Below are 14,087 nucleotides of genomic sequence, written 5' to 3' on the forward strand. Positions count from 1 at the left end.
TCGGTATCTAGCCCGCTTGCCGCAGCACGTCCAGAAAGGCGGCGCCAAACCTTTCGTGACGGCGATCGCCCAAAACTTGTTCGATCCCGCGCGCGTCATCCGGGCGCATTTGCGCCACCTTGGCCAGTTGCGAGGCCGAGCAGGTCAAAGGCTTGTCGATCCCGTCCGGCCCACGCGCCAGATCGTTCTGAACGGCCAGCAACTGATCATAGATCTCGCCTTGTTCGCGACCGGCCAGCTTACGGCGGGCGGGGTGCAGGGCCTCGGCCTCTCCGGCGATCACCTCAAGGAAGGTATCGCCATAGCGTTCCAGTTTCTTGGCCCCGACACCGCCGATCCGGGCCATCTCGTCCAGCGTCATCGGGCGTTTCTCGGCCATTTCAATCAGGGTGCGATCGGGGAAGATGACATAGGCCGGGACCCGCTGCGTTTCCGCCAAGGCACGGCGTTTAGCCTTGAGCGCCGAAAGCAGCGGTGCGTCCTCTTCGGCAACCATTGCCTTGACGGCGGGGCGGCGGGTGGCCTTGCGGATCGTGTCCTTGCGCAGGTCTATCTGCGCCGCGCCCTTCAGGATCGGTTTGGCGGCCTCGGTCATCCGCAGCGCGCCGTGGCGGTCGGGATCGGGGCGCACGAGGTCATGCCCCATCATCTGCCGGAAGATCGCCTGCCATTGCGGGCGCGACCAGTCCTTGCCGATGCCATAGGTGGGCAGCACATCATGGCGGCGGGCGTGGATTTTGTCGGTTTCGTTGCCCAGCAGGATATCGATCAGATGGCCAGCGCCGAACCATTCCTCGGTGCGCAGGATTGCGGACAGAGCCATGCGGACGGGCGTGGTGCCGTCGAATATCTCGGGCGGCGTATCGCACAGATCGCATTTACCGCAGGGCTCGGCCTGTTCCCCGAAATAGCCCAGCAGAGTCTGGCGTCGACAGATCAGCGCCTCGGCCAATCCAAGCAGAGCGTTCAGCCGGGCATGGTCGGCCATGCGGCGTTCCGGCGGGGCAAGGCCTTCGTCGATTTGCGACCGGCGTAGGCGGATGTCATCGGGTCCAAATAGGGTCAGGGTTTCAGCAGGGCCTCCATCGCGACCCGCACGGCCGATTTCCTGATAGTACGCCTCGATCGATTTCGGCAGGTCCGCATGGGCGACCCAGCGGATATCGGGTTTGTCGATGCCCATGCCGAAGGCGACGGTGGCGACCACGATCAGCCCGTCCTCGCGCGCAAAGCGGGTTTCGACAATGCGCCGGTCTTCGGGGTCCATGCCGCCGTGATAGTGGCAGGCAGAATGGCCCTCGGCCCGCAGAGCCTGCGCCAGCACCTCGGTCTTGTTGCGGGTGCCGCAATAGACGATGCCGGATTGCCCTTTGCGGGCGGCGGCGAAATCGAGGATCTGTTTGCGCGGCCCGTCCTTGGCGGCAAAGGCCAGATGGATGTTGGGACGGTCGAACCCGCGCAGGAATTTCCGAGGCGCGGTGCCGTCGAACAGTTTCTCGACAATCTCGTCCTGCGTTTCGGCGTCTGCCGTGGCCGTAAACGCAGCCAGAGGCACGTTCAGCGCGCGCCGCAACTCTCCGATCCGCAGATAGTCGGGTCGAAAATCATGGCCCCATTGGCTGACGCAATGGGCCTCATCGACGGCGATCAGGCTGACATTGATCCGGCGCAGCATGCCCAAGGCGGACCCGGCGGCCAGCCGTTCCGGGGCCATGTAAAGCAGTTTGAGCCGCCCGGCTTCCAACGCCTCCCACACGGCATCGGTTTCCTCGGGCGTGTTGCCCGAGGTCAGTGCCCCGGCCTCGACCCCGGCTTCCTGCAGTCCGCGCACCTGGTCGCGCATCAGAGCGATCAGGGGGGAGATGACCACTGTCACCCCATCGCGCAGTAGTGCAGGCAGTTGAAAGCACAGGGATTTCCCGCCGCCCGTGGGCATGATCGCCAGCACGTTTTCGCCCGCCGTCACGGCATCGACAATCTCCTCCTGCCCGGGACGGAAGGCGTCGAATCCAAAGACGTCTCGCAACAAGGGTGCGGAGTCGAACATCTGCGGGGTGGCCCTGTATTAAGGTTTATCTGCTCTTAAGACAGGACCATCACATACTAAGATTCGGTGAACAAGAGGTCAGACGAAATAGACCATATTGTTGATCAGGATGATCCGCAGCGCATAGACCGCGATCAGCACCACCAGAGGTGTCAGGTCCAGCCCGCCCATATTGGGTAGAACCCTGCGGATCGGGCCATAAATAGGCTCTAACAAACGATTCAGCCCGTACCAGATTTGCGCCACAAGCTGTTGGTTCAAGTTAAGCACCTGGAAGTTGATCAGCCAGCTCATGATCACATGGGCCAGGATGATGAACCAGACAATGTCCAGGATCAGCAAAAGGATTTGGATCAGCGACAGCATGGGCACTCCGTTCTTCGATTGCCTGAGACCTAAGCGTCGCGGCGGCAAAGAGCAAGTGCGGTGCACTCAGCGCTTGCGCATCGTCTGAAAGCCTCGTCTTATGAATGCAACAATAAGCAGGGGCAGTCATGGCTGAGATTTCCAAGCGCAAGCGCATTTGGGGCTGGTGGTTTTTCGACTGGGCCAGTCAGCCTTATCATTCGCTCTTGGTGACCTTCGTCTTTGGCCCCTATTTTGCCGGGGTGGCTGCGGGCTATTTCTCGGGTGCTGGTCTGGACGCCGACGCTGCCGCTGCGCGCGCGCAGACCGTCTGGGCAAACTGTCTGACCATCACAGGGCTGATCATCGCTTTCGGCGCCCCGTTTCTGGGTGCGATGGCGGATGTCTCGGGGCGGCGCATTCCCTGGATTTTCGGGTTTTCGGTCATGTACGCGGTGGGCTCAGCTGCGCTTTGGTACACGATGCCCGATGGCTCGAATATGTGGTTGATGCTGTCGGCCTTCGGGTTGGGTTTTGTGGGGGCCGAATACGCGCTGATCTTCATCAACTCGCAGCTTCCCGAACTTGGGGATGACAATGAAGTGGGAGAGATTTCGGGGTCTGGTTTCGCCTTTGGTTATTTCGGTGGTCTGATCTCGTTGGCGATCATGCTGACGCTGTTCGTCGAACAGCCCAACGGCAGGACTTTGATCGGGATAGACCCTGTTTTCGGGCTTGATGCTGCCGCGCGAGAAGGTACGCGGTTCGTCGGTCCGTTTACGGCCGTATGGTTCATCCTGTTCATGGTGCCTTACTTCCTGTGGGTGCGCGATGATCCGAGCAGCGGCAGACATGGATCCGTGGGCGATGCATTGCGCCTGCTGGGAAAATCCATCTCGGACCTGCGTCACCGGGTCAGTCTGGCGACCTATTTGGGATCGTCGATGTTTTATCGCGATGCGTTGAACGGTCTCTACAGTTTTGGTGGTGTCTACGCACGTCTGGTGCTGGAGTGGGACCTGATCAAGATCGGCGTCTTCGGAATTGTCAGCGTTCTGGCCTCGGCGATCTTTGCGTGGATTGGTGGCAAGATGGACCGTAAATACGGCCCTAAACCTGTGATTCTGATTGCGATCTGGGTGCTGATCTTCGTCTGCCTCACCGTTGTTTCGATGGATAGGACGCAGATCTACGGCATTGCGCTACCCGAAGGCTCGGCCCTGCCGGATATGGTCTTCTTTGGCTGCGGTGTCCTGATCGGTGGCATGGGTGGTGTTCTGCAATCGGCCAGCCGCTCGATGATGGTGCGCCATACCGATCCGGATGCTCCGGTCGAAAGCTTCGGGCTCTATGGTCTGTCGGGCCGGGCGACGGCCTTTGCAGCGCCGTTGTTGATCGGAGTGGCAACAACTGTGACCGGTAGCGCAAGACTAGGGGTGTCGCCGATCATCGGATTGTTTATTCTGGGCCTAGTCCTGATGCGCTGGGTGAAACCGGAAGGGGATCAGAGCAGATGATTTTACTACGTTTTCTGGCCGTTCTGGCCGCAATGATATGGGCAGGCATGGCAACGGCTCAGCCCCTGGCCAAGCAGTTGTTCGGGTCGCAGAAAGTCGCGTCTCAGCAAAAACCGGCGGCTTTCGGCAGTTACTCGCGCGGATGTGCCGCCGGGTCTGTGCAATTGCCCGAGACCGGCCCCACTTGGCAGGCGATGCGCCTGTCGCGCAACCGCAACTGGGGGCATCCCGAGGCGATTGACTATGTGCAGGACCTCAGCCGCTTTGCCGCGAAACAGCCGGGGTGGAATGGTCTCTATATCGGCGATATCAGCCAGCCGAGGGGCGGTCCGATGACCTCGGGGCATCGGTCCCATCAACTCGGGCTTGATATCGATATCTGGATGCTGCCCGGCGACAACATGCGCCTGTCGCGGAAAGCCCGCGAGAATATCTCTTCGATTTCCCTGCGCCGCGCCAACGGGGCTTTTGTAAACGGCAACTGGACCAAACAGCACCATGCGGTGCTGCGCGAAGCGGCCAAGGACAAGCGGGTTGCGCGCATCTTTGTGTTTCCGGGTGCCAAGGTCCAGATGTGCAAGGATGAGAAAGGCAACCGGGCCTATCTACGGAAAATCCGGCCGTGGTGGGGGCATCACTACCACTTCCACGTGCGCCTGAAATGTCCGCGCGGATCGCAAGGCTGTGTCAATCAGGATCCGCCGCCCAAGGGTGACGGTTGTGCGCAGGCGCAGGAATGGGTGAACAACATCCTGAATCCACCACCGCCTGATCCGAACGCCCCGCCGCCAAAGAAACGCCGCGAGTACCGTTTGGCCGATCTGCCCCAGCAATGTACCGCCGTTCTGCAATCCAACTGATTGCCGCGCTGCTGCTGGCCGGGCCTGCGGCCGCGATGGAGGTCAAAACCGCGACGCATCTGGGCAGCTTCACATGGCGCTTGGATGCCGAGGGGTTCGGCGGTTTTTCTGCGCTGCATATCGCGCAGGACGGCACGCGCATGATCGCGCTCAGCGACCGCGCCCGGCTGTTCTCGGCTCGTATTTTGCGCACGGGTGATCAGATCACGGGCATCACGCACGTTGAACAGTGGCCGGTGCTGTCCAGCGCCGGGCGCGACTTGCGAGGCTATGTGGGCGATTCCGAGGGGATAGCGATTGCACCGGGTGGGGGGCTTTATATCTCATTCGAAGGTGTTCACCGCGTCGCCTATTATTCAGCACCCGGAGTCCATGCCCGCGTCCTGCCACGCCCCAAGGTTTTCAAGGATCTGGCCGCCAATGGTTCGTTCGAGGCACTTGCCATCGACAAAAGCGGGCGGCTCTATACCTTCACCGAGAAAAACCGCACCGCGCAGGGGGACATCCCTGTCTATCGCTGGAATGGCCGGAACTGGTCCACGCCCTTTGTCCTGCCATCACGGGGCAATTTCCTGCCTGTCGCTGCTGATTTCGGCCCGGACGGGCGGCTCTATCTACTTGAACGCGCCGTATCGCTGGTAGGTTTCCGATCCCGCCTGCGTCGGTGGCAAATTTTCGACGACGAACTGCGCGCCGAGGAAACTCTGTTCGAAACCGGCACCGGCCTCCATGACAATCTTGAGGGGCTGTCGGTCTGGCGTGATGATCAGGACCGGCTGCGCGCCACCATGATCTCGGACGATAACTTTCTGGCCCTGCAGCGCACCGAGTTGGTGGAATATCTGCTGCCCGATTGACAGACCGCTGCTGAGGGTCTAGACGCACGGCTTGCCTTGGGACGGTCCCTTGGCCAAGTCGCCGCTACCTTGACAAAACGGGCATCTGAAATGCAACGCAGCTTTATTCCCGGCATCATTGCCATGGCCTCCATTGTTGTGGCCTCGAACATTCTGGTCCAGTTCCTGATCCTTGACGGGCTGTTGACCTGGGGTGCTTTCACCTATCCGCTGGCCTTTCTGGTCACCGATATCATGAACCGCGTCTATGGCGTGGGCCCGGCCCGCAAGGTCGTGTTCGCAGGATTCGTCACCGGTATCATCTGCTCGCTGATCGGCAGCCAGATCATGCTACAGGGCGATGGATTTACCTACGCAGCTGTGCCACTGAGGATCGCGGTTGCCTCGGGAACCGCCTTCCTGATCGCGCAATTGACTGATGTCACAGTCTTCAACGCAATGCGCGGCGGCCGTTGGTGGCGCGCGCCGCTGATCTCGACGCTGGTCGGATCGGCGCTGGACACAGCGATCTTCTTTACGCTGGCCTTCTCGGCCTCGGTCACCTTCTTTGGTGCAAACGCCGATGCAGCGATCAGCTGGGCGTGGGACCCCGTGCCCTTCATGCTGTCCGGCCCGATGGCCCCGCTCTGGGTGACCTTGGCCTTCGCGGACTGGTTGGTGAAGCTGTCGCTGGCGCTTATCGCCCTGATCCCCTTCAAGGTGATCGTCGCCCGCCTGACCGCAGCACAGCCTGCGTAAAAAAGTTCTTTGAGAATGGCGCATCTTGTGTCACCATCCCTATCAACCGCAACAGATAGAAAAGGAGGTGATCCAGTGTCGAGAAAGAGATTGGAGAGAGGTGTCGGAACAACCGGGGGGATCGCCTGCTAGGGCAGCCCTTGGTGGGGCGTTCGCCCCGGCTGGTCGATTGATCTAACCGACCCGACCTCCTGAACTTTCGAAGGGCCGTCCCGCCGGGGCGGCCCTTTTTGTTTCCCGCCGCGCCGGTTAAGGTCCGCCTCATGTTGCGCATCAACGATGATATCGCCCTGCAAGACTGGGAAATGACCGAAAGCTTTGTGCGGTCGTCCGGCCCCGGCGGGCAGAATGTGAACAAGGTTTCAACCGCGGTTGAGCTGCGGTTCGAAGCCGCGCGCTCACCGTCGCTGCCCGATCCGGTCAAGAACCGGCTGAAACGTCTGGCCGGTCGTCGCTGGACCAAAGATGGCGCGATCATCATCCAATGCGAAGAAACCCGCAGCCAGTCCCGTAACCGCGAAATCGCTCGTGCCCGTCTGGCCGAGTTGATCACCCGCGCATTGGTCAAACCCAAGCGCAGGATCGCCACCAAGCCGACCTATGGCTCGGTCAAACGGCGGCTGGCGGCCAAAAAGGCACGCGGGGACGTCAAGGCGCTGCGGGGTAAAGTCTCGGAAGAATAATCTGGTAACTTTGCGCGGCCTTGCTAGTCTGACCCCGGCAAGGGAGAGCAAGATCATGAGGTTAGAGGGCAAAACCGCAATCGTCACCGGCGGCGCGTCTGGTTTCGGGGCGGGTATCGCGCAGAAATTCCTGACCGAAGGGGCTCGTGTGATGATCGCCGATATCAACGGCGAAGCCGCGCAAGACATGGCTGCACAACTTGGGCCGAACGCCATCGCGCAGCAGGTGGATGTGGGCGACAGGGCCTCGGTTCAGGCGATGGCCGACGCAGCCCATGCCGCCTTTGGCCAGCTCGACATTCTGGTCAACAACGCAGGCGTCACCCACCTGCCGACGCCGCTGGAAGACGTCAGCGAGGACGATTTCGACCGCGTCTTCACCGTGAACATGAAGTCCGTCTACCTCACCGCGCGCGCCTTTGTCCCGCACATGAAAGCGCGCGGCGCAGGTGCGATCCTGAATGTGGCCTCCACGGCGGGCCTGTCCCCGCGCCCGAACCTGAACTGGTACAATGCCTCCAAAGGCTGGATGATCACCGCGACAAAAACCATGGCCGTCGAACTCGCCCCGGCAGGCGTCCGCGTCAACGCCATCTGCCCGGTAGCCGGCGAAACCCCGCTACTCAAATCCTTCATGGGTGAAGACACGCCCGAAATCCGCGCCAAATTCCTGTCGACCATCCCGCTGGGCCGCTTCTCTACGCCCGAAGACATGGCCAACGCGGCCCTGTTCCTCTGCTCGGACGAAGCCAGCATGATCACCGGAACAGCCCTCGAAGTGGACGGAGGCCGCTGTATCTGATCCGCCCCTTCATCTGGCCAAAAATATCCCCGCCGGAGGCAGCGCGCGTCAGCGCGCTTCCCGGCTCAACCCCGAAACCAACATGACCCCCGGACCCAGAAACCTCATCACCGATATCCCCGGCCTGAAGGTCGGCAACGCGCAGGACGAACGCCTGAAATCCGGCACCACTGTCCTGACCGCAGAGCAACCTTTCACCGCCTCGGTGCATGTCATGGGCGGCGCCCCAGGCACGCGCGAAACCGACCTGCTCGCGCCTGACAAATCGGTCGATCGGGTGGACGCGATCGCACTCTCTGGCGGCTCGGCCTTCGGGCTGGATGCCTGTTCGGGCGTGTCGGACGCAATGCGGGCCGAGGGGCGCGGGTTTCCGGTGGGCGCGGCCATCGTTCCCATCGTGCCGGGTGCGATTCTGTTCGACCTGCTTAATGGTGGCGACAAGAACTGGGCTGAGAACCCCTATCGCGCCCTTGGCAGGGCGGCTTACCGGGCGGCTTCACAGCAATTTGAGCTGGGCACCGCCGGGGCCGGCACAGGGGCCTTGGCTGCGATGCACAAGGGCGGGCTGGGATCGGCCTCGCTGGTGCTTGAAGACGGGATAACAGTTGGCGCTCTGGTCGCGGCAAACCCATTGGGCAGCGTGACCACAACAGGCGACCGCCATTTCTGGGCGGCCCCGTTCGAGATTGATGCTGAATTTGGCGGCCTTGGGCCAGACCCCATGTCAGGCCTTGGGCGAACCCATACCAGCCTCAAGGCACAGATGATGCATCCCGCGCCGCCCGACCGTGCAAACACCACCATTGCTGTGGTTGCAACCGATGCAACCCTGACCAAACCGCAATGCCAGCGGTTGGCGATGGCCGCCCATGATGGTATCGCCCGTGCTATCGTTCCCGCCCATACGCCGGGGGACGGAGACCTCGTTTTCGGGGTCAGCACCGGCGCACGCGCGGTTGAGCCTGACGCATTGGCGATGATTGGCCATGCCGCCTCGGTCTGTTTGGCGCGCGCGATTGCACGGGCCATCTATCTGGCAACCCCCTGCGCGGGCGATCTTCTGCCCTGTTGGTCGCAGCTACATGACTTAGGTTAAGGACGATCATAGTCGGGCTGTGACACAGTGCCCGCGCGCGGCAATCTGCGCGTTGACTCTTGGCTGTGCCGGCGGTCCATTCGGTGCAGCCAATTCGTATCGGAGCAAAAGCTATGAATCGTATCCTTGCCACCGCTGTTGTAGGCCTGCTGGCCCTGCCTGCTTATGCCGAAGGCGATGCCGAAGCCGGCAAAAAGGAATTCAACAAATGCAAATCCTGCCACCTGATCGCCGATCCCGCCGGTGAGGTCATCGTCAAGGGCGGCAAGACCGGACCGAACCTGTATGGTATCGCGGGCCGTACTGCGGGGACCGTGGAAGGGTTCAAATATGGCGACAGCATCGTCGCCGCCGGTGAAAACGGTTTGGTTTGGGACGAGGAGACCTTTGTCGCTTACACGCAGGACCCCAAGGCGTTCCTCAAGGATTATCTGGGCGAAACCTCGGCCAAGTCGAAAATGACTTTCAGGCTGAAGAAGGGCGGTGAAGACGTCTATGCCTACCTCGTGAGCGTATCCGGCGAGTAATCCGCCGGAGGCAACCTTGGACCAGATGCAAAAGGCCGCAGCCCCCTGCGGCCTTTCGTGCGATTGAACCCAAGCCCGATTGGCGCCAATTTGGTAAGAAACCGGTGACGCGATCCGCGCCGGATTTCCGACAACAGGAGACGACAGATGGGCATCATGATCCCGGCCTGGGTTGAGGGTGAACTGACCCCCGTCGATAAGCTGGAAGCGCATGAAAAGGGCCTGAAACACAAGGCGGTGTCGGTCTTTCTGGTGCGCGGTACCGAGATTTTGCTGCAGCGCCGGGCGCTGGGGAAATATCACACACCGGGCCTGTGGGCGAACACCTGCTGTACACATCCTGATTGGAAGGAAAGCGCCTCGGCCTGTGCGGTGCGGCGTCTGCGCGAAGAATTGGGGATCACGGGGCTTTATCCCGAATACCGTCATCGGCTGGAATATCATGCGGATGTCGGCAACGGGCTGGTCGAGAACGAGGTGGTCGACGTCTTTCTCGCTCATGTGCGCGGCCCGCTGAAAATCGAGCCTAATCCGGACGAAGTGATGGAGATTCGCTGGATCGACTATCATGACTTGCTGGCCGAGGTCCGGCGCTACCCCGCGCGCTTCACCCCGTGGCTCAAGATTTACCTGCACAATCACGCCGACACGATCTTTGGGCCAGACCTGATAATCTCGGCCAATTCCTAAGCCCGTCTTGCAAGGCGCGGCCAAGCGGCATAGATCATCGCGTCATGGCCAAGCAGAAGACTGACCCGAATTACAAAGTCATCGCCGAAAACAGGCGTGCCCGTTTCGATTACGCGATCGAAGACGATATCGAGTGTGGCATCGTACTGGAAGGGTCCGAGGTCAAATCCCTGCGCGCGGGTGGATCGAATATTGCCGAAAGCTATGCCAGCGTTGACGAGGGCGAGCTATGGCTGATCAACAGCTATATCGCGCCCTATGAGCAGGCGAAGGTCTTCAAACACGAAGAACGCCGCCGCCGCAAGCTGCTGGTGTCACGCAAGGAATTGTCGACTCTGTGGAATGCGACCCAGCGCAAGGGCATGACGCTGGTGCCGCTGGTTTTGTATTTCAACCACAAGGGCCGGGCGAAGCTGAAGATCGGCATCGCCAAGGGCAAGAAGCTGCATGATAAGCGCGAGACGCAGGCCAAGCGCGACTGGTCACGTCAAAAGCAGCGGCTGATGAAAGACCACAGTTAAAACGCCATGGTCGCCTGAACGGCCCTCTGCCAGCGCGCATAGGCGGCATCGCGATCCGCGTCGGCCATTGCGGGTTCAAACCGGCGATCCAGATCCCATGTGGCGGCAAAACCTGCCTGATCCGGGTAAACACCGGCCTTCATCCCTGCCAGCCATGCAGCACCTAAGGCGGTGGTTTCCTGCATTACCGGGCGGTCGACCGGTGCGCCGAGGATGTTTGACAAGCCCTGCATGGTCCAATCGGACGCGCTCATCCCGCCGTCGACGCGCAGAATGACATCGGCCTCAGCCCCCCAGTCGCCCTGCATCGCATGCCACAGGTCGCGGGTCTGGAAGGCGATGCTTTCTAGTGTTGCACGGGCGATCTCGGCCCGGCCCGAGTTGCGGGTCAGGCCGAACATCGCGCCCCGGCAATCGGGCTTCCAATAAGGCGCGCCGAGGCCAGTGAAGGCGGGCACCAGAACCACATGCTGATTGGGGTCGGCCTGCACTGCCAGATCACCGCTTTGCGGGGCCGACTCGATGATCTGCAGCGCGTCGCGCAACCATTGCACCGCGGCCCCGGCGATGAAGATCGAGCCCTCAAGCGCATAGGTTTTCTGCCCGTCCAGTTGATAGGCAATCGTGGTCAAAAGCCGGTTCTTCGACATGACCGGCTGTGTGCCTGTATTCAGCAACGCAAAACAGCCGGTGCCATATGTGGATTTCATCATGCCGGGCTCAAAACAGGCCTGTCCGATGGTGGCGGCTTGCTGATCCCCGGCAACGCCGAGAATCGGGATATTTCCCCCAAATAGGGTCGAATTTCCGAAATCCGACGCGCAATCCTGCACCTCTGGCAGCAGGCTCATGGGTACGCCCAGCAGGTCGCAGATTTCTGCGCTCCATTCCCCTTTGTGGATGTCGAACAGCAGGGTCCGCGCAGCGTTGGTGGCATCGGTCGCGTGGACCCGGCCTTCGGTCAGGCGCCAGATCAGGAAACTGTCGATGGTGCCGAACAGCAACTCTCCGGCCTCGGCCTTTTCGCGAGCCCCGGGGACGGTATCCAGCAGCCATTTCACTTTGGTGCCCGAGAAATACGGGTCCAGCAGCAGGCCGGTCTGGGCGGTCACGTCATCCTCGCACCCGGCCTGTTTGTAGCGGGCGCAAATCTCGGCGGTGCGGCGGTCCTGCCAGACGATGGCGTTATGGATGGGTTTGCCGGTCGCGCGGTCCCAGACCACGGTGGTTTCGCGCTGGTTGGTGATGCCGATCCCGGCGATCTGATCGGATGAGATGCCCGTTGTCGCAATCACTTCGCGGCAAACCTGCAGAACGCTGTTCCAGATGTCTTCCGGGTCATGCTCCACCCAGCCTTCCTGTGGGAAGTGCTGTGGAAATTCGTGCTGCGCGGTGCCCGCACGCTGCATCTGAGCGTCAAACAGGATGGCGCGTGACGACGTCGTGCCCTGATCGATTGCCAGAATATATGTCATACCTACGCCCCTCCCACTTTGGTTTTGCGGGACTTTAGCGCAAACATTGCCAGAACTGCCAGAGGGGAATTACGCCCCTCAGACGGGCAGGTTGTCGATCAGCCGCACGCCATCTGCCCAGGCCGCCACAAACAGGCGGGCGGGGCGGTTGGCATGGGTCAACGGCTCCAGCGTGTCAGCACAGCGCAGCTGGATATACTCCACATCCGCGAACCCCGCCGACAGCAGATCAGTCCGCGCCTGCGCAGCGAGCGGGTCGAAGGCGGCCCCCTGTGTCAGCGCCTCGGCCAAGGCGCGCATGATGCGGTGTTTCTCGGCGGCAATCCGCAGCCCGTCGTCCGAGAGCCTTTGGTTGCGCGATGACATCGCAAGGCCCGAAGGCTCGCGCACTGTGGGGCAGCCGATCACCTCGATTGGGATGTCCAGATCGCGGGACATGCGGCGCACGACCATCAACTGCTGATAGTCTTTTTCCCCGAAATAGGCTCGATCAGCCTGCGTCTGCAGGAACAGTTTGGCGACCACCGTGGCGACACCGTCAAAATGGCCGGGGCGGAATTCACCTTCCATCACATCGGTCAGACCCGCGACCGAGACGGTGGTGGCAAAGCCCTGTGGGTAGATTTCATCCGGACCAGGGACATAGATCGCATCCACCTGATACGGGGCCAGCTTTTGGGCGTCTTCATGTTCGGTGCGCGGGTAGTTTGCCAGATCTTCGGGATTGTTGAACTGCTTGGGGTTTACAAAGATCGTGACGATCACCCGATCCGTGCCGACCTTGGCAGCCTCGACCAGAGACAGATGCCCCTTATGTAAAGCCCCCATGGTCGGGACCACGCCGATGGTCTCGCCGTCGCGACGCCATGTGCTTGTCAGCGCACGCAGGTCAGACAACGTGCGCAGGATCGGCGCACTCATGATTTATTGCCTTTGGCAGGGGCCTGATCTGCAAAAACATGCTCATCGGCCGGGAAGCTGCGGGCACGGACCTCGGCAGCGTATTCGGCGATGGCTGCTTCGGCCTGCGACCCGAGATCGGCGTATCGCTTGACGAATTTCGGTTTGAATGCGGTGAAAAAGCCCAGCATGTCATCCACAACCAGAATCTGACCGTCGCATCCCACCGACGCCCCGATACCGATGGTTGGGATCGGAACCTCACGCGTGATCCGGTCGGCCAAGCCTTGTGGAATCTTCTCTAACACAAGCGAAAACGCTCCCGCCTCAGCCACCGCGTGGGCGTCGGCCAGCACGGCCTCGGCTTGTTCCTCGCGGCCCTGCACCTTGTAGCCGCCCAGCGTGTTGATCGATTGCGGTGTCAGGCCGATATGGGCCATCACCGGAATGCCGCGATTGACCAGAAAGCGGATGGTCTCGGCCATTTCAACGCCGCCTTCCAACTTGACCGCGCCCGCGCCGGTTTCAGACATCAGGCGGGCCGCGTTGCGGAAAGCCTGCGCCGGGTCGTGCTCGTAACTGGCGAAGGGCATGTCGATGACCATCATCGCAGTTTCAAGCCCGCGGGCGACGGCCTGACCGTGCAGGATCATCATCTCCATCGTCACCCCAAGCGTCGAGGTCAGCCCATGCAGCACCATCCCGACGCTGTCGCCGACCAGAACAAAGTCGCAATGGGCGTCCATCAGGCGGGCCATCGGTGTAGTGTATGCGGTCAGTGAGACCAGCGGGTCCGTGCCCTTCCGGGCGCGGATATCCTCGGCATTCGGGGCTTTTTTGCGGGCCGTGGCGCTCATGCTCGCTCCTCGCGGGTTCATGTTGCAGCGCGGGATAGCAGATCGGATAGGGGCGAAGAAACCCCGGTTGCGCGAACAATTCCTTGATTGACCCAAGGTTTAAAGGGAGATTGGTCTCAGAACGATCCGCAATCAGCGGGCCAGCTTTTACAGTGGGGAGTGAAACTTATGG

General features: G+C 61.2%; 15 protein-coding genes. 10 read left to right on the forward strand and 5 right to left on the reverse strand.

What is annotated here, in order from left to right; translation table 11 throughout:
* Window positions 1-7 precede the first annotated feature (7 nt).
* Complete coding sequence (recQ, locus tag ACR0KM_RS08630; RefSeq protein ID WP_480858596.1) at window positions 8-2,047, reverse strand: DNA helicase RecQ; 2,040 nt, start codon at window positions 2,045-2,047, stop codon at window positions 8-10.
* A gap of 78 nt (window positions 2,048-2,125) precedes the next feature.
* Window positions 2,126-2,413 (reverse strand): YggT family protein, encoded by a 288-nt coding sequence (locus ACR0KM_RS08635; RefSeq protein WP_480824171.1) that lies wholly within the window; start codon window positions 2,411-2,413, stop codon window positions 2,126-2,128.
* A 128-nt stretch (window positions 2,414-2,541) separates the two neighbouring features.
* Here ACR0KM_RS08635 and ACR0KM_RS08640 point away from each other — a divergent pair, with 128 nt between their 5' ends.
* The 10 genes from ACR0KM_RS08640 to smpB all read left to right on the forward strand — a co-directional run bounded on the left by ACR0KM_RS08640 (window position 2,542) and on the right by smpB (window position 10,683).
* On the forward strand, window positions 2,542-3,909 hold the full coding sequence (locus ACR0KM_RS08640) for an MFS transporter (protein WP_480858598.1): 1,368 nt from the start codon (window positions 2,542-2,544) through the stop codon (window positions 3,907-3,909).
* On the forward strand, window positions 3,906-4,769 hold the full coding sequence (gene mepA / locus ACR0KM_RS08645) for a penicillin-insensitive murein endopeptidase (protein ID WP_480858600.1): 864 nt from the start codon (window positions 3,906-3,908) through the stop codon (window positions 4,767-4,769). The genes ACR0KM_RS08640 and mepA overlap by 4 nt, the downstream gene beginning before the upstream one ends.
* Window positions 4,742-5,626, forward strand: coding sequence for an esterase-like activity of phytase family protein (locus ACR0KM_RS08650; protein ID WP_480858602.1), 885 nt, complete (start codon window positions 4,742-4,744; stop codon window positions 5,624-5,626). The genes mepA and ACR0KM_RS08650 overlap by 28 nt, the downstream gene beginning before the upstream one ends.
* A gap of 90 nt (window positions 5,627-5,716) precedes the next feature.
* On the forward strand, window positions 5,717-6,364 hold the full coding sequence (locus ACR0KM_RS08655; RefSeq protein WP_480858604.1) for a queuosine precursor transporter: 648 nt from the start codon (window positions 5,717-5,719) through the stop codon (window positions 6,362-6,364).
* Between the two features lie 263 nt (window positions 6,365-6,627).
* Complete coding sequence (gene arfB, locus ACR0KM_RS08660) at window positions 6,628-7,047, forward strand: alternative ribosome rescue aminoacyl-tRNA hydrolase ArfB (RefSeq protein ID WP_480858605.1); 420 nt, start codon at window positions 6,628-6,630, stop codon at window positions 7,045-7,047.
* Window positions 7,048-7,102: 55 nt separating this feature from the next.
* Window positions 7,103-7,849 carry an SDR family oxidoreductase gene (locus ACR0KM_RS08665; RefSeq protein WP_480858606.1) on the forward strand — a complete coding sequence of 249 codons (747 nt, stop codon included), beginning with the start codon at window positions 7,103-7,105 and terminating at the stop codon, window positions 7,847-7,849.
* Window positions 7,850-7,931: 82 nt separating this feature from the next.
* Window positions 7,932-8,945 (forward strand): P1 family peptidase, encoded by a 1,014-nt coding sequence (locus ACR0KM_RS08670; protein WP_480858608.1) that lies wholly within the window; start codon window positions 7,932-7,934, stop codon window positions 8,943-8,945.
* 113 nt (window positions 8,946-9,058) lie between these two features.
* Window positions 9,059-9,472 carry a c-type cytochrome gene (locus ACR0KM_RS08675; RefSeq protein WP_480858610.1) on the forward strand — a complete coding sequence of 138 codons (414 nt, stop codon included), beginning with the start codon at window positions 9,059-9,061 and terminating at the stop codon, window positions 9,470-9,472.
* 147 nt (window positions 9,473-9,619) lie between these two features.
* Window positions 9,620-10,162, forward strand: a complete 543-nt coding sequence (idi, locus tag ACR0KM_RS08680; protein ID WP_480824189.1) for an isopentenyl-diphosphate Delta-isomerase — start codon at window positions 9,620-9,622, stop codon at window positions 10,160-10,162.
* 44 nt (window positions 10,163-10,206) lie between these two features.
* Window positions 10,207-10,683: an SsrA-binding protein SmpB gene (smpB, locus tag ACR0KM_RS08685; RefSeq protein WP_480824191.1), complete on the forward strand. Its 477-nt coding sequence runs from the start codon at window positions 10,207-10,209 to the stop codon at window positions 10,681-10,683.
* Here the strand turns inward: smpB and glpK are convergent.
* The 3 genes from glpK to panB all read right to left on the reverse strand — a co-directional run bounded on the left by glpK (window position 10,680) and on the right by panB (window position 13,915).
* Window positions 10,680-12,158, reverse strand: a complete 1,479-nt coding sequence (glpK, locus tag ACR0KM_RS08690; RefSeq protein WP_480824194.1) for a glycerol kinase GlpK — start codon at window positions 12,156-12,158, stop codon at window positions 10,680-10,682. The genes smpB and glpK overlap by 4 nt on opposite strands.
* A 78-nt stretch (window positions 12,159-12,236) precedes the next feature.
* Entirely contained in the window at window positions 12,237-13,079 is an 843-nt protein-coding gene (gene panC / locus ACR0KM_RS08695; RefSeq protein ID WP_480858612.1) for a pantoate--beta-alanine ligase, read from the reverse strand.
* Entirely contained in the window at window positions 13,076-13,915 is an 840-nt protein-coding gene (gene panB, locus ACR0KM_RS08700; RefSeq protein ID WP_480858614.1) for a 3-methyl-2-oxobutanoate hydroxymethyltransferase, read from the reverse strand. The genes panC and panB overlap by 4 nt, the downstream gene beginning before the upstream one ends.
* Window positions 13,916-14,087: the final 172 nt, after the last annotated feature.

The organism is Ruegeria sp. G10 (assembly GCF_056533645.1).

Coding starts and splice junctions, on each gene's coding strand:
- ACR0KM_RS08640 (WP_480858598.1), top strand. CDS start 2,542: ATGGCTGAGATTTCCAAGCGCAAGCGCATTTGGGGCTGGTGGTTTTTC.
- ACR0KM_RS08670 (WP_480858608.1), top strand. CDS start 7,932: ATGACCCCCGGACCCAGAAACCTCATCACCGATATCCCCGGCCTGAAG.
- panC (WP_480858612.1), bottom strand. CDS start 13,079: ATGAGTGCGCCGATCCTGCGCACGTTGTCTGACCTGCGTGCGCTGACA.
- recQ (WP_480858596.1), bottom strand. CDS start 2,047: ATGTTCGACTCCGCACCCTTGTTGCGAGACGTCTTTGGATTCGACGCC.
- ACR0KM_RS08650 (WP_480858602.1), top strand. CDS start 4,742: ATGTACCGCCGTTCTGCAATCCAACTGATTGCCGCGCTGCTGCTGGCC.
- panB (WP_480858614.1), bottom strand. CDS start 13,915: ATGAGCGCCACGGCCCGCAAAAAAGCCCCGAATGCCGAGGATATCCGC.
- smpB (WP_480824191.1), top strand. CDS start 10,207: ATGGCCAAGCAGAAGACTGACCCGAATTACAAAGTCATCGCCGAAAAC.
- ACR0KM_RS08635 (WP_480824171.1), bottom strand. CDS start 2,413: ATGCTGTCGCTGATCCAAATCCTTTTGCTGATCCTGGACATTGTCTGG.
- arfB (WP_480858605.1), top strand. CDS start 6,628: ATGTTGCGCATCAACGATGATATCGCCCTGCAAGACTGGGAAATGACC.
- glpK (WP_480824194.1), bottom strand. CDS start 12,158: ATGACATATATTCTGGCAATCGATCAGGGCACGACGTCGTCACGCGCC.
- idi (WP_480824189.1), top strand. CDS start 9,620: ATGGGCATCATGATCCCGGCCTGGGTTGAGGGTGAACTGACCCCCGTC.
- ACR0KM_RS08655 (WP_480858604.1), top strand. CDS start 5,717: ATGCAACGCAGCTTTATTCCCGGCATCATTGCCATGGCCTCCATTGTT.
- ACR0KM_RS08665 (WP_480858606.1), top strand. CDS start 7,103: ATGAGGTTAGAGGGCAAAACCGCAATCGTCACCGGCGGCGCGTCTGGT.
- ACR0KM_RS08675 (WP_480858610.1), top strand. CDS start 9,059: ATGAATCGTATCCTTGCCACCGCTGTTGTAGGCCTGCTGGCCCTGCCT.
- mepA (WP_480858600.1), top strand. CDS start 3,906: ATGATTTTACTACGTTTTCTGGCCGTTCTGGCCGCAATGATATGGGCA.